The organism is Aquabacter sediminis, assembly GCF_028863665.1.
Lineage (GTDB): Bacteria > Pseudomonadota > Alphaproteobacteria > Rhizobiales > Xanthobacteraceae > L1I39.
Window position 1 is genome coordinate 1 of record NZ_JARBFX010000003.1, and the last position, 23,941, is coordinate 23,941.

The window sequence follows — 23,941 nt, forward strand, 5'->3', positions numbered from 1 at the left end:
GCCGAGGCGCCGCCCGCCAGCGAGCCGGCCACGTCCCAGCCGCCCGCGCCGCCCGCCCCGCCTATGGATTGCGCCGTGATGCCGGGAGATTGCGACCCGTTGGTGGTAAGCGCGCCGCCGGTCTGCGTGACCGACACGGTGGACGCCGATCCGCCTGAGCCGCCGCCACCGCCAATGGTGGCATTGGCGGCAACCCCGCTTTCCAGGCCCCCGCCCACCGCGAAGCCGCCGGTGCCGCCCGCGCCGCCCATGGACTGGGCGACGATGCCGCCCGACATGGGGCCGATCAGGGTGACGGTGTTGCCGTTATAGACGGTGACCGCGGCGCCCGAGCCACCGGAGCCCGCCGAGCCGCCCACTTCCAGGCTCGCATCATAGGCCCCCGACATGGAGGCCCCCACCGCGAAGCCACCGGAGCCGCCGCCCCCGCCCATGGACTGGGCGAGAATGCCCGGCGCATTGCCGTAAAGAGCGGCCCCGCTCGCCACCGTCTGGGTGGTGGTGACCGGGGTGTAGGTGGTCACCTGGATCTGCTCGGTCGTGTAGACCGGCTCGTATTCCACATAGCAGTAGATGGTGCAGACCCAGACCGGGTTGTAGCCGATGAGCACCTGTTGGGTTTCGGTTGTCGTGGTGGCCACTTCCGTGGTGGTCGTGGTGGTCACCGTGCTCGGCGCAACGATCGCGCCGTAATTGGTGACCTGGACCGTATTGGCGGATGAGCCGTCTCCGCCGGAGCCGCCCACCGCCAGGGTGGCGGAGCCCTCCAGGCTCGCATTGCCCGAGGCCACGAAGCCGCCATTGCCGCCGCCGCCGCCGATGGACTGGGCGAGAATGATGGCCGCGCCGCCACCGGCCGCGCTCAGCGTGCCGCCCGTATTCTCGAAGAAGACCGTGTTGGCATAATTGCCGCTGCCGCCGAGCCCGCCGATACTGGCGCCCAGCGAGGGGCCGAGCGACAAGGTCAGTGCCGTGGTGTAGCCGCCATTGCCGCCGCCGCCGCCGATGGACTGCACCACCACCGCGCTCGACTGATAGCCGGTGGTGGTGATGTTGGCGCTGCCCGCCGCGCCGCTGTCGGTCTTGTTATAGGCATAGGCCCACCCGCCGGTGCCGCCCGCCCCGCCGGTGCCGCCCAGCGTCAGATTGACCGCCGCCACCTCGCCCGCCGAGGCCGAGATCGCCGCGCCACCATTGCCGCCACCGCCGCCGATGGATTGGGAGAGCAGGCCCGGAGAGCGGTCGCCATAAGTGACGATGTTGCTGCCCTGGTTGATGGCGGCCGCATTCACGCCATAGCCGCCCGACCCGCCGGGCGCGCCAACGGCGACCGCGATGGAGGCGCCCTGCGCGATGGCACCCGCGACGCTCGCCCCCGCATTGCCGCCGCCGCCGCCGATGGACTGGGCGACCACGCCGGGGGAATCCGTGCCGTTGGTGGTGATGTTGAGGCCACCCGTGCCGGCGAACACATTGCCGGCATCGCTGCCCGGTCCGCCCGCGCCGCCCACCGCCAGGGAGAAGGCCGCCACCGCGCTGCCGGACAGGGAGACCGCATAGCCACCATGGCCACCGCCACCGCCCAGCGACTGGGCGATGATGCCCGGCGAGCCCGTGCCATTGGTGGAGATGGAGCCGTTGCCGAGGCTGGTCAGCCAGTTGGCGCCCGAGGTGTTGCAGGCCGCGCCATAATTGGCGCCCGCATCGCCGCTGGTGCAGTTCACCGTGACCGCGCTCGCCGTGCCGCCCGTGCCGCCAGCGCCGCCATGGGAGATGGAGGCGCCACTGGTGCCGCTCAGCGACAGCGAGAGCGCGCCGCCGCCAGACCCGCCGCCGCCGCCGATGGACTGGGCGAGGATGGCCGGGGAGTTGATCTCCTGGGTGGTGATGGAGCCCGTATTGTCGACAAAGACGGCCCCGCCATTGCCGCCAGCGCCACCATTGCCGCCCATGGCGAAGGACGTGCCGACGATGGAGGTGGCGACGCCGAAGCCGCCAGTGCCGCCGCCGCCGCCGATAGACTGGGCCTGGATGCCCATGGCCCCACCGGCGCTGGATGAAGGCGCCGCCCCGCCATTGCAGGAATTGCCGGTGCAGATATTGCCGGTATTGCTCACCGTGACGGTGCCGGAATTGCCGCCGCCGCCGCCATCCCCGCCCGTGTCGGTGCCGCCGATGATGACGCCGGTGATGCCGCTGCTATAGGCAAGCCCGCCCGTGCCGCCCGCGCCACCCACGGACTGGGCGGCAATGCCGATGGCCGAGCCATTGGTGAGGACGATGGCGCCGGAATTGGAAACAGTGACCTGCGCGCCCGAGCCCGCCGGGCCACCATTGGCGCCCAGCGCATTCAGGCCGTTGGAAATGCCCGCATCGCCGCCGCCGCCGCCCACCGACTGGGCCTCGATGCCGCGCGATCCCAGCCAATTTGAGGTGAGCGTCCCGGAATTGGTCACGTTGACCGTGCCGGCATCGGCGCCATAGCCGCCGCCACCGCCCGAGCCGCCGCCACCGAAGATCCAGTAGCCCCCGCCGCCCGACCCGCCGCCGGCGCCGGTGCCGCCCACGCTCTGAGTGTAGATGGCGATGGAGTTTTGGGCCGTCACCGAGGCGGTGTTGCCCAGGATGACCGCGCCGCCAATGCCGCCCGCGCCGCCGCTGCCGCCATTGCCGCCGGTGGCGCCATTGCCGCCCGACCCGCCATTGCCGCCCACGGAGAGGACGGCAAGGCCCGCCGCGCCCGTGGAGGTGGTGGTGATGGGGGTGGAATTGGTCAGTTGCGCCTGGCCGCCCTGCCCGCCTTGGCCACCAGAGCCGCCATAGCCGCCATCAGTCTTGGAATAGCCGCCATCGCCGCCATTGCCGCCCTTGCTGTAGACGACGATGGCCGTGCCGGAGAAATAATTGCCCGATCCGCCATTGGTGGTGATGGTGATTTCGCCGCCATTGCTCCCCGTGGCGCCGTTGCCGCCATTGATGGCGCCGCCATCCAGGCACAAGGCGGCATTGTCGGAATTGCCGCCGCCGCCGCCATTGCCGCCGATGCTCCCGGCCAGCACGAAGGTGCCGTCATAGGTGGTGCCGGCGGAGAGCGTGTTGGAATAGGTCTCGGTAACCGTGGGGCCGTTGCTGCCGGAATGGCCGCCGCCCACATTGGCCTCGTAGCCATTGCTGTCCGGGCAACCATAGCCGCCGCTGCCGTTGGACCCAGCCGGCTGGTAATTGTGGATGTAGTTGGGGCCGACCGTGGCATTGCTGCTTTGGGCCAGCGCCGAGGCAGGGATGGCGCAGGAGGCGAGAAGCGCCAGCGCCAGACGGCGCGTGTGACGGCGCATCGGGCGCGAAGCCGGCATGCTTTCAGACATGAGAACCCACCCCCAGGCGGCCGGTGACGGGACACCGGCTTATTGCCCACGTTTTACGCACGTGTCGCAGCGTTGCTGAGAATGTCCGAGCGGAAGCACATCCGGTCAACGTAGAAAAAATGACCGTTTTGGAAGGGGATAGCGCTTAAAGGGGGATGCCTACGACTTAGGCGTGCAAGATTTGGCCACATTTGGTAACACAGTAGCGCACATCCAATCGCACACCGCACCGCATCCCCTGCACAAATCGTGGCGCCGCATCGCTTTTTCCGGGTCCGCCCGCTGCGACGCGCCAGAGGCTTTCGCGCTGCCGCAATTCCCTCCGAAATGGATGGAAAAAATCGGGAGCGTCCGCGCGCGCGTCACCCCTGGGAGAGCCCCTCCCCCATGGCTGGAGACCGGCGCGTTTCGCGGGCACACTGTCGGCACCCCGTCCCGCCATCGGAGATTCCCCATGAGCCCCTCCCTTTCCTGCGACGTGGCGGTGATCGGCCTCGGCGCCATGGGCAGCGCGGCGCTCTACCAGTTGGCCAAGCGCGGGGCGCGGGTGGTGGGCATCGACCGCTTCTCCCCGCCCCACACCTTCGGCTCCAGCCATGGCGACACCCGGATCACCCGCGAGGCGGTGGGCGAAGGAGCGGCCTATGCGCCGCTCGTGCGGGCCTCGCACCGCATCTGGCGCGAATTGGAGGGCGAGACCGGCGAACCGCTCCTTGTCCCCTCGGGCACGCTCGTCATGGCCTCCGCCTCGGCGCCCAATTCCCACCACGGCAAGCCCGACTTCCTGCGCCGGACGATCGAGGTCGCGCAGGCCAATGCCATTCCCCATGAGCTGCTGGATTCAGGCGAGATCCGCCGCCGTTTCCCGGCCTTCATCGGCCTGCGCGGCGACGAGCAGGGCTATTTCGAGCCCGGCGGCGGCTATGTGCGCCCCGAGGCCGCCATCCGCACCCAGATCGCGGAGGCGGTGCGGCTGGGCGCGCAGGTGATGACCGACACGCGCGTCACCAGTCTCGCGTCGGACGGCGCGGGCATGCGCATCGAGACGGAGGGGGGCATCCTCCACGCCGGCCAGGTGGTGGCGGCGGCGGGACCCTGGGTGCACGCCTTCCTCGGCCCGGCGCTGAAACCCGCCTTCGTGGTGCAAAGGCAGGTCCTCCACTGGCTGGAAATCACCCAGCCGGAGCTTTTCCCCGCCAGCAGCCCGGTCTTCATCTGGATGCATGGGGACGGCGACGAGGATTATGTCTACGGCTTCCCGCCCAGCGCCAGCCCCGGCTCCATCAAGGTCGCCACGGAACAGTACACGCGCACCTGCGATCCCGAGACGGTGGACCGCACCGTCTCCGCGTCGGAAGTGGCGGCCATGCACGCCCACCACATCGCCGGCAAGCTGGCCGGCGTCGCGCCGCGCGCCACGCGCTCGGCGGTGTGCCTCTACACCACGTCGCGGGACAACGGCTTCCTCATCGACCGCCATCCGGACATGGCGCGCGTGGTCCTGGTCTCGGCCTGCTCGGGGCACGGCTTCAAGCATTCGGCCGGCATTGGCGAAGCGGTGGCGCGCCACCTGCTGGAGCCCGAAACGCCCCTCGGCCCCGCCTTCGGCGCGGAGCGGCTGATGGCGCCGCGTGGCTGAACCTAGGGCGCAATGCGCTTGCGGCGGGCGGGGCGCCGCCGGCCGGCCCCGTCCAGCAGGCGGCGGAAGGTGGGGCATTCCATGTGCGAGGGGGCAGGACACTCCGCCACGTGGCGCAAGGTCTCCCGCAGAGCCGTGAGTTCGCCGATCTGACGGTCGATCTCATCGGCCCGGCGGTGCAGGGCCGCCCGGTCGAGCACGGGCGCTCCGCCGGTGCCGAACATGCCGGCAATGTCGGCAAGCGAGAATCCCGCCCCCTGGCACAAGGCGATCAGCTTCAGCTGCACCAGCACTTCCGGCCCGAACTGCCGGCGCAGGCCATGGCGGGCAGCGGAGGAAATCAGCCCCACATCCTCGTAATAGCGCAGGGCCGACGCCCGCACGCCGGTGCGTTCGCACACCTCGCCAATGTCGAGCAGCATGGCCCTTGACCTCAAGTCGACTTGAATTCGTAGCCTCGCCCGCGATCGCTTTCGACGCAAGGGGCAAGGCCATGACCGAGAGGCTTGAAGAGGACCCGAAACACAGATGGGGCGCGGACGTGCCGCTTGCGCTGGCGGTGCTGCTGGCGGCCCTGGGCACCAGCATCGCCAATGTGGCGCTGCCGGCGCTCTCGGCAGTCTTTGCGGCGCCGTTCGCGGCGGTGCAGGGGGTCGTGGTGGCCTATCTGGCGGGAATGACCGTGTTTGCCCTCATCGCCGGGCGGCTGGGCGACCGGTTCGGGCTCAAGCCCATGCTGCTCCTCGGCTTGGCCCTGTTCGCGCTCGGCTCGGGCCTTTGCGCGCTGGCGCCGGGGCTGCCGCAGCTGATCGCGGCGCGGGCGCTCCAGGGGATCGGGGCCGCCTTCATGATGACGCTGGCGACAGCCCTGATGCGCGAAATGGCAGGGACCGGGCGCGTGGGCCGCGCCATGGGACTGCTCGGCACCGTTTCAGCCATGGGAACAGCCCTCGGCCCCGCGCTCGGCGGCGGGGTGCTGGAGATGGGCGGATGGCGCGGCCTGTTCCTGCTGCTCGTGCCAATGGGCCTCGGCACCTTCGCGCTGGCGGGGCTGGCTTTGCCCCGCCCGCCAGCGGCGCGCCCCGCCGCCATCCGTGCCATGGACGCAGACGATGGCGAACACGCCGTGGCGGGCGTGTGGCCCAATCTTCTCGCCAACCTGCTGGTCGCCATGGTGATGATGGGGACGCTGGTGGTGGGACCTTTCTATCTGCGCCTCGGCGTCGGGCTGGCCGACGCGGCCATCGGGCTCGTCCTGGCCGTCGGGCCGGGTGTCTCGATGGTGACCGGCGTGCCGGCGGGGCGGCTGGTGGACCGGTTCGGCGCGGCGCCCGTGTCGCGGGCCGGTCTCGGGCTGCTCGGGGCCGGTGCGATCCTGCTGGCCCTCCTGCCGCCGGTGGCCGGACTGTGGGGCTATGTGGGTGCCCTCCTCATCCTGACGCCGGGCTACCAGTTGTTCCTCGCCGCCAACACCACCGGCACCCTGGCGCAGGTGCCGGCGGCGCGGCGAGGCACGGTCTCCGGCCTTCTGGGCCTTGCCCGCAATCTCGGCCTGATCGCGGGCGCCGCGCTCCTCGGCGCGCTGTTCGCCTGGGGGGCGGGGCTTGGCGGGGTGGCTCCCCCCTCCTCCGGCGCAGTGGCGGGGGGATTGCGGATGACCTTCTTGGCGGCGGCAGGGGTCATTCTCGCCGCCCTCGCCGTCACCGCGCGGATGCGCTGATGGCCGGCGCCTCAAGCGGCAGCCGGCAGGGGATGCTGCATGCGGGAGGCCACTGCGAGGCGGTTCCACAGATTGATGGCCCCGATCGCCACAACCAGCCGGGCGATGTCGCCTTCCGAGAATTCCGCCTTGGCGGCGGCGTAGGCGGCATCGGGGATGCCGGTGTCGGCGACCAGCGTCACCGCCTCCGTCCATTCCAGCAAGGCCCGGTCATGGGCATCGAAGAAGGGCGATTCCCGCCAGGCGCAGACCAGATGGAGCATCTGCGGGTCGAGGCCATCGGCCAGCGCCTCCTTCACATGCATGTCCACGCAAAAGGCGCATCCATTGATCTGGGACGCCCGCAGCTTCAGGAGGTGCAGGTCGCGCTTGGACAGGCCCGACTTCAGCACCGCTCCTTCCAGCCCGCGCATGGCCTGGTAGAGATCGGGCGCCAGGGCGGCGATGTTCATACGGGACGACATGGAAACCTCCGTTAAAGTGGGCCTGAGCCCTATTCGTGGATATTTCTTATCCATGATTCGGGCGCAGCACAAACGCGAATCCGGGAGAGGCGCATGCGGCGCATGAGCGATGGGGTGGAGGCGGCACTGCATTGCGCGCTGGTTCTGGCGGGCCTGCCGGATGGAAAGGTGTTGCCGGGCAAGGCGCTGGCCGAGATGCATGGGGTGTCGGAGACCTATCTCCTCAAGCACCTGCGGCAGCTCGCCGCGGCCGGGCTCATCGACGCCGTGCCCGGCCCGCGCGGCGGCTATCGCCTCGCCCGTGCGCCGGAGGCCACCACGCTCGCCGACATCGTGGAAGCCATCGACGGCGCCGAGCCCACCTTCGTGTGCCGGGAAATCCGCCGCCGGGGCCCCGGCAAGTCCAAGGACCCCTGCGTCTACAAGACCGACTGCTTCATCAAGAGCCGGATGCTGGCCGCCGAGGACGCCTGGCGCGCGGTGCTGCGCCAGCAGACGCTGGCGGACCTCATGGCCGATGGCGAACGGCTCATCGACGCGGAAAACAAGGCGGCGGTGGAGGACTATGTGCGCAAGGCGCAGCGGTGAGGGGCAAACGCCCTATTCGACCGTCTGGCAGACATCCACCCAGGTGGCCCCCGTGAGCTCGGCCATGCGTTCCGGCGCGATGCGCACCATGGCGTTGCCGGCGCCGGCGGCTGGCATCACCTCCTCGAAGGCGCGCAGGGCCACGTCGCAATAGACCTTGAGGCCCGTCGGCAGGCCGAAGGGGCAGACCCCGCCCACGGGATGGCCGGTGAGCGCCGCCACTTCCTCCTGGCCGAGCATGCGGGGCTTGGCGCCCAGAGCCGCCTTGGCCTTCTTGTTGTCGAGCCGGGAATCCCCGCGCGCCACCACCAGCACCACCTCTTCGCCAATGCGCAGCGACAGCGTCTTGGCGATCTGGGCGGGGGCGACGCCGAGGCTGGCGGCCGCCTCCGGCACCGTGGCGGTGCTGGTCTCCAGCACCTCGACGGTGATGTCGGGGGCATGCTCGGCGAAGAAGGCGCGCACGCTCTCAAGGCTCATGGAAACGCTCCGGGCAGGGACTTGGCGGGCAAGGATTTCGCGGGCAAGGATTTGGCCCGTGCTTACCCGATTCGACGCGCACACAGGTCAGGGCAGGTTTTCCCGCAGGATGATCTCGATGCGCGGCGGCTCGACGCCCGCCAGCGGATCAAGCCCCGCCCGCACGTTGGAAAACAGCGTGGCAATGCTGGCGAGCGCGCCTTGCGGGCTCTGGGTGATGACCGCGTCCATGGTGCCGTCCAGCAGCAAGGCGCGGGTGTCGGGGGTCAGGCCATGGCCCACGAACACCACCTCCCCCGCCCGGCGGGTCTCCTTCAGCGCCCGCCCGACGCCGGCCGCACCGCCGCCGATATTGTAGAGGCCGGACAGGTCCGGGTGCTGGGCGAGGAATTGCCGGGTCTGGCGGTAATTCTGCGCCTCGTCGTCCTGCCCTTCCCGCAGGCCCACCACTTCGATCTGCGGGAACATCTCCTGGAACAGATGCAGGAAGCCCATCTCCCGCTCTTCATGGGCGCGGTAGGAGAGCGAGCCGGCGATCATGGCGACCTTGGCCGGACGGTTGCCGACGAAGCGGGCGATGAGATACGCCGCGGTGCGCCCCGCCGAGCGGTTGTCGAGGCCGAAATAGGCGAGGCGCCGCGTGCCCGCCACGTCCGAAATGAGGGTGGCGCAGGGCACGCCCTTTTCCGCCAGCCGGTTCACCGCCTCGCGCACGGCGGGATGCTCCAGCGCCATGAAGACGAGGCCATCGGCGGTGCGACCGTGCTGGAGCAGAGCGCGGGCGAGCAGTTCGGGATTGAAGCTCTTGATGTATTCCACGCGGCAGGTGATGTGCGCCGCCTCCAGCATGGGCGTGCTTTCCGCCAGCATGCGGCCGAGCATGGTGATGAAGCGATTGGTGCCCGCCGGCAGCAGCACGACGATGCGCAGGGGCTTGAGGCCCGGCGCCAGAAGGGGGGCCGGCAGATCGGCCGGATAGCCCAGCTCCGCCACCGCCTGGAGCACCTTCTGCACCGTGCCCGCCCGCACGCCGGGACGGCGATTGAGCACGCGGTCCACGGTGGCGGTGGAGACGCCCGCCCGGCGCGCCACGTCGGGAATGCGGGCCATGCGGCGGGCCGCGGCGTCCTCGGCCCCTGCCGTTTCGTCAACTCCTGCCGCCACTTGATCGGAACACATCAAAACACATCAGTCTTTCGATTTGACAGGACAAGCTCAAAACCTATTGTTCCATCAAATCGACGGAACAATCCATCAAAAAACACCAATATTCGGGAGGCTGTGATGTATCCGCTGTCGCGCCGCGCATTCCTGGGCTCTGCCGCCGCTCTGTCCGCCGCCGCCACCCTCGGCAGGCCGCGCATCGCCCGCGCTGCCGAATATGAGCTGAAATACGCCAACAACCTGCCCCTCTCCCATCCCCTGAACATCCGCGCCCAGCAGGCGGCGGAGCGGGTGGCGGCGGAGACCAAGGGTCAGGTGGAAATCAAGATCTTCCCCAACAACCAGTTGGGCGGCGACACCGACATGCTGGCGCAAGTGCGCTCCGGCGGCGTCACCTTCTTCACCCCGTCCGCGCTGGTGATCGCGACGCTGGTGCCGGTCGCCGCCATCAATGCGGTCGGCTTTGCGTTTGCCGATTATGACCAGGTCTGGAAGGCCATGGACGGCACGGTGGGCACGCTGGTGCGCAACGCCATCGCCAAGTCCGGCCTCTATGCCTTCGAGAAGATGTGGGACAACGGCTTCCGCCAGATCACCACGTCCAACCGCCCGATCACCGACGCCAAGGACATGGACGGCCTGAAGATTCGCGTGCCGGTGAGCCCGCTCTCCATCTCCATGTTCAAGGCCCTGGGTGCCGCGCCGACCTCGCTGCAATTCTCCGAGGTCTATTCCTCGCTCCAGACCCGCATCGTGGACGCGCAGGAAAATCCCCTGCCCATCATCCAGGTGGCCAAGCTCTATGAGGTGCAGAAATACTGCTCCCTCTCCAACCACATCTGGGACGGCTACTGGTTCATCGCCAATGGCCGCGCCTGGCGCGAACTGCCGGCGGACCTGCAGAAGGTGGTGGCCGGCGCCATCAATGATGCGGGCCTCGCCCAGCGCGGCGACATCAAGAAGCTGAACGAGAATGTCCAGTCGGACCTGGAATCCAAGGGCCTGACCTTCAACAAGGTCGACCCGGCGAGCTTCCGTCAGAAGCTGCGCGACAACGGCTTCTACACCGAATGGAAGGGCCGCTTCGGCGACGAGGCCTGGGCCATGCTGGAAGGCGCGGTGGGCAAGCTCTGAGACTGGCCGGCGCGCGGCAAGTCTTCACCCGAGACTCGCGCGCCCCGTCAAGAACGCCGAGACTTCCCTAAGGTCATTCTTAAATATTGCCTCGCTCATCCCGGGGCGAAGGGAAAGCACGCGCGCGGGTCCGCCATATGGAACGGACCGCCTCATCTTCCCTTCCGTCATGCGCGACTTTTCCGACCAAGTGCTTTCCATCTGGTCGGCTCCGGTTCTAAGACGCAGCACTGCGCAAGAACCGAAGCAATCATTCTGGAGGACGCCCATGTCCGGCCCCCATGCCGGCGCCACCCCCATCGAGGTGCGCCAAACCGGAGCCCTTGGCCTGATCGACCTGTTTGACAAGGTCCTCGGCCTGCTCCTGGAGACCGTCGTCGCCGCCTTGGTGGTGGCGGAGATCGTCATCCTGCTCGCGGGCGTCATCTCGCGCTATGTGATGCATGCCCCCCTCGTCTGGTCGGACGAGCTGGCCTCCATCCTGTTCCTGTGGCTGTCCATGCTGGGCGCCGTGGTGGCGCTGCGCCGCTCCGAGCATATGCGCATGGCCGCGCTGCTCACCCGCGTGAAGGCCGGCACCGCCGCGCTGCTGGAAGGCGCTGCCCTCACCGCGCCGCTGGCCTTCCTGCTGCTCATCCTCCACCCGGCCATTGAATATGCCCAGGAAGAGGGCTTCATCGTCACGCCGGCGCTGGAGATTTCCAATTCCTGGCGCGCCTCCGCCATTCCGGTGGGCGTCGGGCTGATGCTGGTGGTCACGCTCATCCGGCTGATCAAGCTGCGCGCGCCCCGCATGGTGCTGACCGCGCTGGCGCTGACCGCCGCCATCGTCGCCGCCTTCTGGCTGGCGGGGCCGCTGCTGAAGCCGCTCGGCCAGTGGAACCTCGTCATCTTCTTCGTCGGCCTGGTGGCGGCCTGCGTGCTCTCCGGCGTGCCCATCGCCTTTTCCTTCGCGCTGGCCACCTTCGCCTATCTCGCGCTCACCACCCGCACGCCCATGCTGGTGATGGTGGGGCGGCTCGACGAGGGCATGAGCCATCTCATCCTGCTGGCCGTGCCGCTCTTCATCTTCCTCGGCGCACTCATCGAGATGACCGGCATGGCGAAAGCCATGATCCAGTTCCTGGCGAGCCTGCTCGGCCATGTGCGCGGCGGCCTCTCCTATGTGCTTATCGGCGCCATGTATCTGGTGTCGGGCATTTCCGGCTCGAAGATCGCCGACATGGCGGCCATCGCCCCGGTCCTGTTCCCGGAGATGAAGAAGCGCGGCGCCCCTCCCGGCGATCTCGTCGCTTTGCTCTCCGCCACCGGCGCGCAGACGGAGACCATCCCGCCGTCCATCGTGCTCATCACCATCGGCTCGGTGACGGGCGTGTCCATCGCCGCCCTCTTCACCGGCGGCATGCTGCCCGCCGTGGTGCTGGGCGCGACGCTGTGCACGGTCGTGTGGTGGCGCTACCGCAAGGAAGATCTGAGCCACATCCGCAAGCCGCCGGCCAAGGAGATCGCCAAGCTCGCCTTCATCGCGGCGCCCGCCATCGCGCTCCCCTTCGTCATCCGCGCGGCGGTGGTGGAAGGGGTGGCCACCGCCACCGAAGTCTCCACCATCGGCATCGTCTATGCGGTTCTGGCCGGCCTGCTGCTCTATCGCCAGTTCGACTGGCGGCGGCTGAAGCCCATGCTGGTGGAGACGGCGTCCCTCACCGGCGCCATCATCTTCATCGTCGGCTGCGCCACCTCCATGGCCTGGGGCCTCACCCAGTCCGGCTTCTCGCAGAATCTGGCCAAGGCCATGGGCGCCATTCCCGGCGGCAGCGCCGGCTTCATGGCCATCTCCATCGTCGCCTTCGTGATCCTGGGCAGCGTGCTGGAGGGCATTCCCGCCATCGTGCTGTTCGGCCCCCTGCTCTTTCCCATCGCCAAGGCGGTGGGCATCCACGAGGTGCACTATGCCATGGTGGTCATCTTCGCCATGGGCATCGGCCTCTTCGCCCCGCCCTTCGGCGTTGGCTATTACGGCGCCTGCGCCATTTCCAAGATCCATCCCGACGAAGGCCTCAAGCACATCTGGGGCTATGTGGCGGCGCTCCTGGTGGGCCTCGTGATCGTCGCCGCCGTGCCGTGGATCTCCATCGGATTCCTGCGTTTCTAACCGACCCTCGAGGTGCGTCATGAGCCGATTTTTCGGCGAGATCCGGCAAGCCGGCTATGTGGTGGAAGATATCGAAGCCGCCATGGATTATTGGAGCCGCGTGCTGGGCATCGGCCCGTGGTTCTACAATCCGCGCGTGCCGATCGTGAACTACACCTATCATGGCGAACCCTATGAGGTGCACAATTCGGTGGCGCTGGCCAATTCCGGGCCGCTCCAGATGGAACTGATCCAGACCCGGAACGACGCGCCCTCCATGTATCGCGACTTCCTGAAAGCCGGGCGCACCGGCCTCCAGCACGTGGCCTACTGGACCGAGACTTACGACGCAGACCTTGCCCGCCTACTCGCCCAGGGCTTCAAGCCGGCCATGAGCGGGGAAGTGGGCGAGAAGGGCCGCTTCATCTATTTCGACACCGAATATCATCCCGGCACGGTGATTGAGCTGTCCGAGGTGGCGGGGCCCAAGGGCAAGCTGTTCAAGCTCATCCGCGAGGCCTCCATCGGCTGGGACGGCACCGACCCGGTGCGCCCCTTCCCCGATCTCGCCACCCTCTGAGGCCCCGACATGAGCGCCCCCGATCGCACGATCGGCGCCGGCGGGGAGGCCACGCGCTTCTCCGCCTCCTATGTCATCGAGACCCCGTTCGCCCCGGAAAAGGTGGCGGAGGTGATGGCCGGGGAGCAATCCTGCGGCACCTTCACCCGCGTCCATGGCGAGACCGACGCCCTGCGCGAGCGCGCCCGGGCCGAAGTGATGGCCATCGAGGATTTGGGGCAGGCCGACGAGCCGAGCCTGCCCAACGCCTATCTGACCAAGCGCGGCACCCAAGGCCCCTATCGCCGCGCCCGCGTGCACCTGTCCTTTCCCATCGCCAATGTGGGGCCGAACCTGCCGACGCTTGCGGCCACGGTCGCCGGCAATCTCTATGATCTGGGCGAAGTCACCGGCCTGCGACTGGAGACCGTCACCTTGCCCCCCACCTTCCGCGCCGCCTTCGACCTGCCCCGGCAGGGGGTGGCCGGCACGCGCCGGCTGACGGGCGTGGCGGAGGGGCCTCTGGTGGGCTCCATCATCAAGCCCAATGTGGGGCTTTCGGCGGACGAGACCGGCGCGCTGGTGGGGGACCTGTGCGCCGCCGGTCTCGACTTCATCAAGGATGACGAAATCTCCGCCAACCCCGCCCATGCGCCTTTGGCGGAACGCATTCCGGCGGTGATGGCCCGCGTGCGCGCCCATGAGGACCGCACCGGCAAGCATGTGATGGTGGCCTTCAACATCACGGACGAGACCGACGCCATGCGCCGGCATGCGGATCTGGTGGCGAAGGAAGGCGGCTCGTGCGTCATGGCCTCGCTGAACTGGTGCGGCTTTTCCGCCATTCAAACCCTCCGGCGCAGCACGGACCTTGCCTTGCACGGCCACCGCAACGGCTTCGGCGCGCTCTCGCGCCATCCGCTGCTGGGCATGGGCTATGACGCCTATCAGGTGCTCTGGCGCCTGACCGGCGTCGACCACATGCATGTGCACGGCCTGGAAGGAAAGTTCGCGCAGGAGGACGAGGAGGTCATTTCCGGCGCCCGCGCCAGCCTCACCCGCCTCGCGGGCGATGTGGACGACCGGGTGATGCCCGCCTTTTCCTCCGGCCAGTGGGCCGGCACTGTGCCCGCCACCTGGAATGCCATTGGCGAGACCGACCTGCTCTTCATGTCGGGGGGCGGCATCATGGCCCATCCCGGCGGGCCGGCGGCGGGCGTCACCTCCATCCGGCAGGCCTTTGCGGCGGTGGCGGCGGGGCAATCGCTGGACGAGGCAGCACGCAGCGCGCCCGAGCTTTCGGCAGCGCTGGCTTTCTTCGGGGCGCGCGGCTGATGACGACCGGCCCGCGTTATGGCTGGTATGGGGACGACTTCACCGGCGCCAGCGACACCCTGGCGACGCTGACCCGCGCGGGCCTCAAGGCGCTGATGTTCCTGGGCGTTCCCAAGCCGGAGCACCTGGCGCGGGCGGGCGAGCTCGACGCCGTGGGGATCGCAGGCGCCACCCGCGCCATGAGGCCGGACGAGATGGCCGCGGAGCTGGAGCCGGCCGGCGCCTTCTTCGCGGCATTGGGCGTGCAGCTCCTGCACTACAAGGTCTGCTCCACCTTCGACAGCGCCCCTCATGTGGGCAATGTGGCGGTGGCGGCGCGAACCCTGGGGCGGCATATCCCCCACCCGTTTTTGCCAATCATCGGCGGCCAGCCCAGCATCGGGCGTTATTGCGCCTTCAGCACCCTGTTCGCGGCCGCCGGCACCGGGGGCAACGTCTTTCGCATCGACCGCCACCCCACCATGGCCCGCCATCCCGTGACGCCCATGGGGGAAGCGGACCTGCGGCTGCATCTGGCCGCGCAGGGGCTGGGCGATGTGCAAGGCGTGCACCTGCCCGTCTATGCGACCGGCACCGCCGGGCTGGAGGCGCGCCTGGCGGAACTGGGCGACGCCGGGGCGGTGCTGTTCGACGTGACGGAGGCGAACCACCTTCCCTTGCTCGGCGAAATGCTCTGGCGCCGGGCGCAGGCGCGCCCCCTGCTCGCCATCGGCGCCTCCAGCGTGGCGGAGGCGGTGGCCGGCCATTGGCAGGACGGCGCGCCGCTCGGTGCGCCGCCGCGCCTGAAGCCGGCGGACGGGCCTTTGCTTGTGGTGGCGGGGAGCCTCTCCCCCGTCACGGCGCGACAAGTGGCCACCGCCACCTCGTTTGCCCGCATGCCGCTCAATGGCGCGCGGCTTGCCGCCGACCCGGCCTATGGGGAGGAACGGGCGGTGGCGCTCGCCGATCTTCTCGCCGCCGGCCGCTCGGTGCTCACCTGGACGGCGCCGGACGATGCCGCCGCCGCTGACACGGCCCTGTCCGGAACGCTCGCATTGCGCACCGCCGCGCTCCTCTCCCGCGTGCTGGAACTGAGGCCGGTGCGCCGAGTGGCGGTGGCGGGGGGCGACACGTCGAGCCGGGCCATGCAGGCGCTCGGCTTGTGGGGCCTGAGCTATGTCACCGCCCCCGATCCGGGCGTTGCCCTGTGCCGCGCTCATGCGGATGACGCCCGCCGCGATGGCATGGAACTTCTGTTGAAGGGCGGCCAGATGGGCGCCCCGGACCTGTTCGAGCGCCTGTTGCACGGCGCTTGAGCGCCCCTCCGGCACGCAAGGGGGGCCGGAGGGGCACCTCTTCTTCAATCGGCGCCCGCCTCCCCGGCCCGCCACGCCCGCAGGGGCGACCGGGGCCGCCCTGTGGCGGCGGCGGCGAGGCCGTAATGGCGCGCCAGACGGCTCAGCCCGAGGCCCAGCACCACCTTGGCGGTGCGCGCCGGCCAGCCGCGTTCCTGCTCCACCGCCTCCAGGCCCTTGAGGAAGCAGCACACATCCAGGAGCACGCCGCTCAGTTCCGGCCCCACCGCCTGGAGCGCGCGATCCAGCCGGCCCTTGGCGGCCAGCACCTGCTCGCTGAAGGCAAGGCCGCCCTGCCCCGGCCCGGCGCCGCCGGCCGGGTCCCAATTGGTGGTCACGCGCGGGGTGAGGCCGGCGCGGGTGAAATCGGAGCGCAGGCGCTCCCCCGCGACCAGTTGCGCCGCATCGATGAGGGCGCCGCCATCCCGTCCCTTGCGCTGGGCGAGCCAGGCCAGCGGGCTTTCCGCCAGATCCACCTCCACCTCGTGCTCGGCCCCGTTCAACAGGATGCGCTGCGCCGCCACGGGCCGCGCCGCCGTGCGGGCGGGGCTCGCCCGACGACCACCGGCCCGCTCCCGGTGCGCGGGTGGGATGCGCCGCGTCATGCCCGCCTCCCCCGGCGAGGCGCGATGAAACCGGCGCCTCCTCCCGCATCTCCAGCCATTTGAAAATTTTCCCGACCACCCATCTTGCATTCTCCAAAATAGGTAATTTATCCTAATTTCACAGACACCCTGTTCCTGGCCTCGCTCCGCGGAGCCGAAACCCTTTTTGACCAAGCTCGAAAACGTAATTTCTGACTGACCCGCCAGCGGTCCGCCCTGGACCCGACGCCCCACAGACTAGGATCATTGTCAGCATTTTTTCAAGGGAGATTTTCCCATGCACGCGCCAAGAGCAGACGGTCGACGTTCACCGAGGTCATCCGGCAGGCGGGGGCACCCGCGCCACGCCATCGTGGGCTTCGCGCCCGGTGATCGGGAGGCGGACATCCAGCGGCATATGACGGGTCTGGCCCTGTTGGGCTCTGCGGACGGGCTTCGCGCCCATCTGCGGGCGGCGCGCCGCGCCCGGCTCAGTGCCACCGGCAGCAGCGATCCCGGACGTCATGCGGCGCTGCTGCGCCTGCTCAACCGAAAGGCGGCTCCCTGAGGAGCGGCATGGACAAACAAGAAGATCGCGGCCGGGGAGGCGGCGATCGAGACCAAAAAAGCGCCGCCCTCACGGGCGGCGAGGACTAACAAAAAAAAGCGCCGCCCTCACGGGCGGCGAGGACTAACAAAAAAGCGCCGCCCTCACGGGCGGCGCCTGGAAACGTCCGGCAATGCGGAAGGATGCGCTCAGCGGCGGCGACGGCGCTGCTGGCCGAGGCCCATCTGCTTGGCGAGCTCGGAGCGGGCCTGCGCATAATTGGGGGCGACCATGGGATAGTCGGCCGGCAGGCCCCACTTCTCGCGATACTGCTCGGGGCTCATATTGTACTGCGTGCGCAGGTGGCGCTTCAGCGACTTGAACTTCTTACCATCTTCCAGGCAGATGATGTAATCGGGCGTCACCGACTTCTTCAGCGGCACGGCCGGCTTCAGCGGCTCGGGCGCCGGCTCGGCCTCGCCCTTGGACACGCGCTGAAGAGCAGCGTGAACTTCGTTGATGAGGCTCGGCAGATCGGCCGCCGCGACCGAATTGTTGCTGACATACGCAGAGACGATATCCGCAGCCAGCTCGATATAGGAGGTCGATTCCGTTGCTTCGCTCATGGGACTTTCTTCAAGGTTTGAAGAGATGAAGGGGTTTTCCACAAAGACCCCCCGGCACCCCTCGACGCATACGCTGAACATCAGCTCCGCGGCAAAGATGCAGTGAGTCGATGACCACTGTTCCTAGGTAATTAGGTTGAAGCAGAGTGAATTGCAAGTTCATTCTGCCAAACGCTGCCCTTCTTCTTCGCAGCCTGTGAGGAAAGCGGTCGAGGCGCCCCGCAGCACTAGCATCGTTCCAAGTGCACACGTGCCGGACGGGGTTTCTGCACCAGAAAGTTTCCGCCCCCATTAGCATTGCGCGCCACGGAGCGCCTTGCGATGCAGCAAGCCAATGCATATCTCAGCCGACGAAAATGTCGCGAGGGCTTTCGGCAGTCCATGGAACCCCAATGGAACCCGTGACCGAATGGTGCGTTCGGCTTCACGCAGAAATGAGCGGGAGCCTGTTTCATCACTCCGGCCCAGGCCCATCCTTGGCTGTCCCTGTTTTAACCTGCCGTCTTTCGCACCTTCTCCTTCCGCCTTCTTTTTCGCCGTTTCGTGCCGACTCTTCCCCGAAACAGATGTAGCCACGGAGGTGGCCATGGCCGACGACACCGCGGGACGCAAGATCATCAGAAGTGAATCCGAGTGGCAGTCGTGCCTCACGCCAGAACAGTTTCGCGTTTTGCGCGAGCACGGCACCGAACGCGCCTTTACCGGGCCCTACTGGGACGAGAAGCGCACCGGACGCTATCGCTGCGCCGCCTGCGGCACGGAACTCTTCGGCTCGGACACCAAGTTCGATTCGGGCACGGGCTGGCCGAGCTTCTTTGCCCCCGTCTCCAAGGAAGCGCTCACGCTTCACGAGGATGTCAGCCACGGCATGCGCCGCATCGAGGTGCGCTGCGGCACCTGCGACGGGCATCTGGGCCATGTCTTCCCCGATGGCCCTCAGCCCACGGGCCTGCGCTTCTGCATGAACGGCACCGCCTTGTCCTTTGCCCCGGAGTCCGCCGACCATGACTGATGCTGCCGCCGCCGCGCCCGCCCTTCCGCAGGCGCCGCGCAAGCCGTTCAGCCGGCAGGTGCATGGCGTCACGCTGGAGGACGACTATGCCTGGCTGAAGGCCGAGAACTGGCGGGACGTTATGCGCGATCCCTCGGTGCTCGCGGGCGACATCCGCGCGTATCTCGAAGCGGAAAACGCCTATGCGGACGCCTATTTCGCGCCCCACAAGGGATTGCAGGAACTCCTGGTGAAGGAGATGCGCGGGCGCATTAAGGAGGACGATTCCTCCGTCCCCGCGCCCGACGGTCCCTATGCCTATCTCTCCCGCCACCGCCAGGGCGGTCAGCATCCGCTCTATTGCCGGACCCCGGTGGAAGGCGGGGACGAAGAGATTCTGTTCGACGGCGACAAGGAGGCCGAGGGCAAGGCCTATTTCCATTTGGGCGGGATCCGCCATTCGCCCGATCACCTGCGCCTTGCCGTGTCGGTGGATGAGGCGGGCTCGGAACTCTACACTCTGCGCGTCCGCGACCTTGCCACCGGGCAAGACCTGCCGGACCTGGTGGAAGAAACCACCGGCGATCTTCTCTGGTCCGCCGACGGCACGCGGCTCTTCTACATCCGCCGCGATGCGGAGCACCGCCCCTCCAAGGTCTATCGCCATGTGCTCGGCACTGACCCCGCCAGCGACGTGCTGATCTATGAGGAGCCGGACAAGGGCTTCTTCGTGTCGCTGGGCGAGACGCAGTCCCGTGCCTTCGGCCTCATCGCCTGCGGCGATCACGAGACCTCCGAGGTGCACCTGATCGATCTGTCGGAGCCCGACGCGCCGCCGCGCCTGGTCGCCGCCCGCGAAGTGGGCGTGCGCTATGACGTGGAGCATCACCCCGACCTCGGCGGCGAGGACCGGCTGCTGTTCCTCACCAATGCCGGCGGGGCGGAAGACTTCAAGATCGCCATGGCGCCCACCGCCACCCCGGCGCGGGAGAACTGGACCGATCTCGTGCCCCACCAGCGCGGGCGGTTGATCCTCAGTCACGTGGCGTTCCGCGGCTTCCTGGTGCGGCTGGAGCGGGAGGACGGACTGCCCCGCATCGTCATCCGCACCGTCTTCTCCTCGGACGAGCACCCCATCGCCTTCGACGAGGAGGCCTACGCGCTCGGCATGGATGGCGGCTATCAGTTCGACACCAACGAGCTGCGCTTCACCTATGCCTCCATGACGACGCCGGCGGAGGTGTGGGCCTACGACATGCACGCGCGCGGCCGCCGCCTGCTGAAGCGGCAGGAGGTGCCGAGCGGGCATGATCCCAAGGCCTATGTGACCCGCCGCATCCACGCCCCCGCCCCCGATGGCGAGACCGTGCCCGTCACCTTGCTCTACCGGGCGGACCTGAAGCTCGACGGCTCGGCGCCCTGCCTGCTCTATGGCTATGGCGCCTATGGCCTCACCATTCCGGCGGGCTTCTCCACCGCGCGCCTGTCGCTGGTGGATCGCGGCTTCGTCTATGCCATCGCCCATGTGCGCGGCGGCACGGACAAGGGGTGGCACTGGTACCAGGACGGCAAGCTGAAGGGGAAGACCTACACCTTCACCGACTTCATCGCCGCAGGCGACCATCTGGTGGCGGAGGGCTTCACCAAGCCCGACCGCATCGTGGCGCAGGGCGGCTCGGCGGGCGGCATGCTCATGGGGGCGGTGGCCAACCTGCGGCCGGACCTGTTCGCCGGCATCATCGCGGAAGTGCCGTTCGTGGACGTGCTGACCACCATGCTGGACGACACGCTCCCCCTCACCCCGCCCGAATGGCCCGAATGGGGCAATCCCATCGCCGATGCGGAGGCGTTCGAGCGCATCCGGGGCTATTCGCCGGTGGACAATGTGCGGGCCCAGGACTACCCGGCCATCTTCGCGCTGGCGGGGCTCACCGATCCGCGCGTGACCTATTGGGAACCGGCCAAGTGGATCGCCCGCCTGCGGGGCGCCAATACGTCGGACCATCCCATCCTGCTGCGCACCAACATGGATGCGGGCCATGGCGGGGCCTCCGGCCGGTTCGACCGGCTGGAAGAGGTGGCATTGACCTATGTCTTCGCCTTGAAGGTCACGGGCCATATGGCCTGAGGCTCAACCTTCCCATGTGGTGGTTACGCCTTGTCTTGGCGTTCCATTACATGGGAAGGACGCAGAGTGAAGCGATGAAAGTTTACGTAACGCGAAGAAAAAGGCAGAAGACGGCACCCCCATATTGATCGACGCCCACACGTTCACTAGCTTCCCCGCCCAAGAGACTCGCAAACTGCTGGATGGGGCCTGGCTTATGAGCGTGCTTCAGAACTCGGGCTATCTGGATTTCCTAAGCTGGGGCACCACCACCGCGACCACGGTCCAAGAGGCCTATGGGTTCGACCCGGCGAACATCCTGCCCTATCTCGGCACCGCGTCCATCTACAACGTGGCGCTCATCCTGCCCCGCGCCAACGACCCGACCGCCCTGCTTGAAAGCGATTGGGCGACCCGCCAGTCCACCATCGCCCGGATGGAGGCGGACGGCACGCTGTGGACCACCTATGGCGCCGACCAGGCCACCTATGATGCCGCCGTGGCCGCCCTCACCACCATGGGCATTCCTATTCTCGGTGACGAGGACGCGACCGGCGGCCACATCAGCTCGGCGGCCTCGCGCACCATCTGGGTCAGCCTGACGCCGGCGCAGTTCAGCCAGTTGTTCAGCACGCAGCTCCTCGTGAACGATGAGCCGGGCAATTACCGGGTGTTCTACGAGGGCGACCTGTCCCTGCCAGCCGACATTCCGGCGACCGGCCTTTATATCGAGGGGGCCTATGGGGCGGCGGTGGAGGCGCAGACGGGCGCGTCGGTCACCTTGCAGCCGGGGCCGCAGAGCGAGGGCAATTCCTCCAGCAACGTTGCCGTGATCCCGCCGCAGGACGTGGCCGATCTCTACCATCTTCCCCTGACCGGGAATGCCGCCGTCGATGGCACACTGGCCCTGGTGGAGCCGGTCTTCGGCTCCGCGATGCCCGCCGGCTCCACCATCACCTTGGAGCAGGGGCTGACGGACTACCTCAATACAATCAAAGTGACCGGGACGCCCCAAACCTACACCGTGGCCAATGGGGGGCAGGAATTCCCGCCGGGCAGCACGGCAGACGAGCGCTCCATGGACGTGGGCATCGTGGCGGCGATCAATCCCAATTCCACCATTGGCATTTATGCCGGGTCCGGCCTGAACGGCATCTCCACCTTCTCGACCTATCAGGGCATCATCTGGGACCTCGCCCATGATCCCTCGGTCATTTCTTCCTCCTTCGGCGATGAGGCACGTCCCGCACCGGACTCTCCGTTCTTTCGCGCCTACGAGGAGCTTTACGTCGATGCCGCCCTGCGCGGCCTTTCGGTCTATATCGCGTCAGGCGATGGCGGCTCGGGCGGTGAGGTGGCGACCGGCCTCCCCAATATGGAGACCGTAACGTCCTCGCCCTATGTCACCTTCGTGGGCGGCTCCTCCTTGAGCCTCGTGCCATCGGCCGCGACCGATGCCACCCTGGCCGGTCTGCTGGCCGCGGTGGAAGCGGAGGATCTCAGCACGCTGCAGGCGCTCGTCTCTGGCGGTCTGACCATGTCGCCCTCGGCCCTGAATGCCCGCAACGCCCTCGTGGAAACGGTCTGGAACGACTACGAGCTCGGTTCGGGCGGCCTCATTCCCGGCTACCTGGTCAATGAGACGAGCGCAGGCGGCGTGGACCCGCGCGTGGCCATCCCCTCCTACCAGGCGCAGTTCGGTCTCACGCCCACCAACCCCATGGGCCAGACAGGGCGCGGCGTACCGGACGTGTCGGCCGATGCCGGGGGCAACCTTTTCTATTTGGTGCCCAGCTACGACTTCTCCGGCACGGTGGCGGATGGCGGCACCAGTGCTGCGACACCCCTCTGGGCCGCACTGGCGCTCCAGATAAACACCATTTTCGGGGCGCAGTTGCTGCCGGACCTCGGCATGTCCAACGACCTGCTCTATATCGCGGCCGCCACCGCGCCCGGCGCCTTCAACGACGTGCGCCTGGGCAATAATATCTCCACCTATGTGGCCGGCGGCACGTTGGTGACCGAGACGACGAGCGGCGGCACCACCACCATCACCCCCACCGGTCTCGGCTATGAGGCCGGCCCCGGCTATGACCTGACCACCGGGCTGGGCACGCCCAACGGCGTCCTGCTCGCCCGCGCGCTGGCCACCATCGCCCAGACCCAGATGCACCCCCATGTGACCGGCGTCGCAAGCGATACGGGGGATGGCGTCCATTATGTCTCCGACGCCACCCAGAGCCTCATCGTGCAATCGCGCCTGTCCGAGGCCACCTCGTTCGGCCTGACGGTGGACGGGCACGCCTCCACGTTCGCCGGCGCCATGGCGGATGCCCATGCCTGGACCGCCGCCTTCGCCCAGAAGAGCCTCCAGGCCCATTTCTCGCCCGAACTGGTCACCCTGTTCGACGGGCTTTCGCAGGGCAGCGTGACACAGATGGAGGTGGCGGCCGGTGCCCACTTCACGGTGGAAACGGACGGCACGGCCGCCCAGGGCACGCAGGTGGGCCTCACCTCGGACTATGGCTTCGCGCATTTCACTGGCACGGGCGGCGAGGTGGAGGTGGCGCGCGCAGTGGCGGTGGCCAGCACGGCCGGCGGCCTCGACGACCAGACCGCCATCGTGCGCCTGCGCCAGAACGGCACGCTGGACCTGTCCGTGCAATTCTACCGGGTGGACGACCTCAGCGGCACCATTTCCGGCCTCACGCCCGGTGCCGACGGCTATGCGGCAGCGGCGTCGGGCCGCGCCTACCTCACGTCGGACGGCGACACCTGGGTCGAGGGGGCGGGCTACGGCGCCTATGGCACCGACCAACTCCTCGGCGTGGATGCCGGCGACCTCATCGCCATGCGCCTGTTCAACGGCCAGGACACCTTCTGGGCCTTCGCCCAGGCCAATGAGAAGGTCGACGGCGCGGGGGTCGCCCATCTGTGGAATTACGGCCTCAACACCTGGGGCTGGGAAGACCTCTATGGCGGCGGCGACCGCGACTATAACGACCTGGTGGTGCAGCTCGATTTCTCCAGCGCCTACACCGCCGCCACCTTGGGCAATGCGCCGGAGTGGTTCGCCTGAGGCTGGGATCGGCCGTGTTCCCCCGCTCCGGCGCCTGCGTGGAGCGGGGATGAGTGCCGGCGCCTGAGCATTAAATTTCAGTCATGGTGGGCAT

19 protein-coding genes are annotated in these 23,941 nt (G+C 68.2%); 12 read left to right on the forward strand and 7 right to left on the reverse strand.

The features are described 5' to 3' along the window. The coding region (locus PV781_RS05790) for a beta strand repeat-containing protein (RefSeq protein WP_425532363.1) at positions 1-3,365 on the reverse strand (3,365 nt) is incomplete at its 3' end. A gap of 454 nt (positions 3,366-3,819) precedes the next feature. Between PV781_RS05790 and solA the strand changes: the two genes are divergently transcribed. Continuing rightward, the gene (gene solA / locus PV781_RS05795) at positions 3,820-5,004 is read left to right on the forward strand and encodes an N-methyl-L-tryptophan oxidase (protein ID WP_274774688.1); all 1,185 of its coding nucleotides are present in this window, start codon (positions 3,820-3,822) and stop codon (positions 5,002-5,004) included. Positions 5,005-5,006: 2 nt separating this feature from the next. On the opposite strand, the gene PV781_RS05800 is transcribed toward solA, so the two are convergent. Beyond that, entirely contained in the window at positions 5,007-5,426 is a 420-nt protein-coding gene (locus PV781_RS05800) for a helix-turn-helix domain-containing protein (RefSeq protein ID WP_274774689.1), read from the reverse strand. Between the two features lie 71 nt (positions 5,427-5,497). Between PV781_RS05800 and PV781_RS05805 the strand changes: the two genes are divergently transcribed. After that, positions 5,498-6,724 carry an MFS transporter gene (locus PV781_RS05805; protein ID WP_274774690.1) on the forward strand — a complete coding sequence of 409 codons (1,227 nt, stop codon included), beginning with the start codon at positions 5,498-5,500 and terminating at the stop codon, positions 6,722-6,724. Between the two features lie 11 nt (positions 6,725-6,735). On the opposite strand, the gene PV781_RS05810 is transcribed toward PV781_RS05805, so the two are convergent. Continuing rightward, entirely contained in the window at positions 6,736-7,188 is a 453-nt protein-coding gene (locus PV781_RS05810; RefSeq protein WP_274774691.1) for a carboxymuconolactone decarboxylase family protein, read from the reverse strand. A 93-nt stretch (positions 7,189-7,281) separates the two neighbouring features. Between PV781_RS05810 and PV781_RS05815 the strand changes: the two genes are divergently transcribed. Further along, a complete protein-coding gene (locus PV781_RS05815) occupies positions 7,282-7,776 on the forward strand; it encodes an RrF2 family transcriptional regulator (protein ID WP_274774692.1) in 495 nt (164 codons plus the stop codon). 12 nt (positions 7,777-7,788) lie between these two features. Here the strand turns inward: PV781_RS05815 and PV781_RS05820 are convergent, their stop codons facing one another. Both PV781_RS05820 and PV781_RS05825 read right to left on the reverse strand, forming a co-directional pair. Continuing rightward, complete coding sequence (locus PV781_RS05820; protein ID WP_274774693.1) at positions 7,789-8,256, reverse strand: YbaK/EbsC family protein; 468 nt, start codon at positions 8,254-8,256, stop codon at positions 7,789-7,791. Between the two features lie 87 nt (positions 8,257-8,343). Further along, positions 8,344-9,366, reverse strand: a complete 1,023-nt coding sequence (locus PV781_RS05825) for a LacI family DNA-binding transcriptional regulator (protein WP_274774694.1) — start codon at positions 9,364-9,366, stop codon at positions 8,344-8,346. Between the two features lie 174 nt (positions 9,367-9,540). Here PV781_RS05825 and PV781_RS05830 point away from each other — a divergent pair, with 174 nt between their 5' ends. From PV781_RS05830 to PV781_RS05850, 5 genes are all read left to right on the forward strand, one after another. Further along, positions 9,541-10,554, forward strand: coding sequence for a TRAP transporter substrate-binding protein (locus tag PV781_RS05830; protein ID WP_274774695.1), 1,014 nt, complete (start codon positions 9,541-9,543; stop codon positions 10,552-10,554). 268 nt (positions 10,555-10,822) lie between these two features. Further along, positions 10,823-12,706 carry a TRAP transporter large permease gene (locus PV781_RS05835; RefSeq protein WP_274774696.1) on the forward strand — a complete coding sequence of 628 codons (1,884 nt, stop codon included), beginning with the start codon at positions 10,823-10,825 and terminating at the stop codon, positions 12,704-12,706. A gap of 19 nt (positions 12,707-12,725) precedes the next feature. Further along, positions 12,726-13,265, forward strand: a complete 540-nt coding sequence (locus PV781_RS05840) for a VOC family protein (protein ID WP_274774697.1) — start codon at positions 12,726-12,728, stop codon at positions 13,263-13,265. Positions 13,266-13,274: 9 nt separating this feature from the next. Beyond that, positions 13,275-14,579: a ribulose-bisphosphate carboxylase large subunit family protein gene (locus PV781_RS05845; protein WP_274774698.1), complete on the forward strand. Its 1,305-nt coding sequence runs from the start codon at positions 13,275-13,277 to the stop codon at positions 14,577-14,579. Further along, positions 14,579-15,874, forward strand: coding sequence for a four-carbon acid sugar kinase family protein (locus PV781_RS05850; protein ID WP_274774699.1), 1,296 nt, complete (start codon positions 14,579-14,581; stop codon positions 15,872-15,874). The genes PV781_RS05845 and PV781_RS05850 overlap by 1 nt, the downstream gene beginning before the upstream one ends. A 44-nt stretch (positions 15,875-15,918) precedes the next feature. Here the strand turns inward: PV781_RS05850 and PV781_RS05855 are convergent, their stop codons facing one another. Beyond that, positions 15,919-16,518 carry a DUF6456 domain-containing protein gene (locus tag PV781_RS05855; protein ID WP_274774700.1) on the reverse strand — a complete coding sequence of 200 codons (600 nt, stop codon included), beginning with the start codon at positions 16,516-16,518 and terminating at the stop codon, positions 15,919-15,921. Positions 16,519-16,915: 397 nt separating this feature from the next. Here PV781_RS05855 and PV781_RS05860 point away from each other — a divergent pair, with 397 nt between their 5' ends. Beyond that, positions 16,916-17,065 (forward strand): hypothetical protein, encoded by a 150-nt coding sequence (locus PV781_RS05860; RefSeq protein WP_274774701.1) that lies wholly within the window; start codon positions 16,916-16,918, stop codon positions 17,063-17,065. Positions 17,066-17,253: 188 nt separating this feature from the next. Here the strand turns inward: PV781_RS05860 and PV781_RS05865 are convergent, their stop codons facing one another. Beyond that, positions 17,254-17,670 carry a Ros/MucR family transcriptional regulator gene (locus PV781_RS05865; protein ID WP_274774702.1) on the reverse strand — a complete coding sequence of 139 codons (417 nt, stop codon included), beginning with the start codon at positions 17,668-17,670 and terminating at the stop codon, positions 17,254-17,256. Between the two features lie 586 nt (positions 17,671-18,256). On the opposite strand from PV781_RS05865, the gene msrB reads away from it, so the two are divergent. The 3 genes from msrB to PV781_RS05880 all read left to right on the forward strand — a co-directional run bounded on the left by msrB (position 18,257) and on the right by PV781_RS05880 (position 23,847). Beyond that, positions 18,257-18,682: a peptide-methionine (R)-S-oxide reductase MsrB gene (msrB, locus tag PV781_RS05870; RefSeq protein WP_274774703.1), complete on the forward strand. Its 426-nt coding sequence runs from the start codon at positions 18,257-18,259 to the stop codon at positions 18,680-18,682. Continuing rightward, on the forward strand, positions 18,675-20,789 hold the full coding sequence (locus PV781_RS05875; RefSeq protein WP_274774704.1) for a S9 family peptidase: 2,115 nt from the start codon (positions 18,675-18,677) through the stop codon (positions 20,787-20,789). The genes msrB and PV781_RS05875 overlap by 8 nt, the downstream gene beginning before the upstream one ends. A gap of 196 nt (positions 20,790-20,985) precedes the next feature. Then, a complete protein-coding gene (locus PV781_RS05880; protein WP_274774705.1) occupies positions 20,986-23,847 on the forward strand; it encodes a DUF4114 domain-containing protein in 2,862 nt (953 codons plus the stop codon). Positions 23,848-23,941: the final 94 nt, after the last annotated feature.

Bases quoted from the DNA above. Each gene is read 5' to 3' on its own strand.
- solA (WP_274774688.1), top strand. From the start codon at position 3,820: ATGAGCCCCTCCCTTTCCTGCGACGTGGCGGTGATCGGCCTCGGCGCC.
- PV781_RS05800 (WP_274774689.1), bottom strand. From the start codon at position 5,426: ATGCTGCTCGACATTGGCGAGGTGTGCGAACGCACCGGCGTGCGGGCG.
- PV781_RS05805 (WP_274774690.1), top strand. From the start codon at position 5,498: ATGACCGAGAGGCTTGAAGAGGACCCGAAACACAGATGGGGCGCGGAC.
- PV781_RS05810 (WP_274774691.1), bottom strand. From the start codon at position 7,188: ATGTCGTCCCGTATGAACATCGCCGCCCTGGCGCCCGATCTCTACCAG.
- PV781_RS05815 (WP_274774692.1), top strand. From the start codon at position 7,282: ATGCGGCGCATGAGCGATGGGGTGGAGGCGGCACTGCATTGCGCGCTG.
- PV781_RS05820 (WP_274774693.1), bottom strand. From the start codon at position 8,256: ATGAGCCTTGAGAGCGTGCGCGCCTTCTTCGCCGAGCATGCCCCCGAC.
- PV781_RS05825 (WP_274774694.1), bottom strand. From the start codon at position 9,366: ATGGCCCGCATTCCCGACGTGGCGCGCCGGGCGGGCGTCTCCACCGCC.
- PV781_RS05830 (WP_274774695.1), top strand. From the start codon at position 9,541: ATGTATCCGCTGTCGCGCCGCGCATTCCTGGGCTCTGCCGCCGCTCTG.
- PV781_RS05835 (WP_274774696.1), top strand. From the start codon at position 10,823: ATGTCCGGCCCCCATGCCGGCGCCACCCCCATCGAGGTGCGCCAAACC.
- PV781_RS05840 (WP_274774697.1), top strand. From the start codon at position 12,726: ATGAGCCGATTTTTCGGCGAGATCCGGCAAGCCGGCTATGTGGTGGAA.
- PV781_RS05845 (WP_274774698.1), top strand. From the start codon at position 13,275: ATGAGCGCCCCCGATCGCACGATCGGCGCCGGCGGGGAGGCCACGCGC.
- PV781_RS05850 (WP_274774699.1), top strand. From the start codon at position 14,579: ATGACGACCGGCCCGCGTTATGGCTGGTATGGGGACGACTTCACCGGC.
- PV781_RS05855 (WP_274774700.1), bottom strand. From the start codon at position 16,518: ATGACGCGGCGCATCCCACCCGCGCACCGGGAGCGGGCCGGTGGTCGT.
- PV781_RS05860 (WP_274774701.1), top strand. From the start codon at position 16,916: ATGACGGGTCTGGCCCTGTTGGGCTCTGCGGACGGGCTTCGCGCCCAT.
- PV781_RS05865 (WP_274774702.1), bottom strand. From the start codon at position 17,670: ATGAGCGAAGCAACGGAATCGACCTCCTATATCGAGCTGGCTGCGGAT.
- msrB (WP_274774703.1), top strand. From the start codon at position 18,257: ATGGCCGACGACACCGCGGGACGCAAGATCATCAGAAGTGAATCCGAG.
- PV781_RS05875 (WP_274774704.1), top strand. From the start codon at position 18,675: ATGACTGATGCTGCCGCCGCCGCGCCCGCCCTTCCGCAGGCGCCGCGC.
- PV781_RS05880 (WP_274774705.1), top strand. From the start codon at position 20,986: ATGAGCGTGCTTCAGAACTCGGGCTATCTGGATTTCCTAAGCTGGGGC.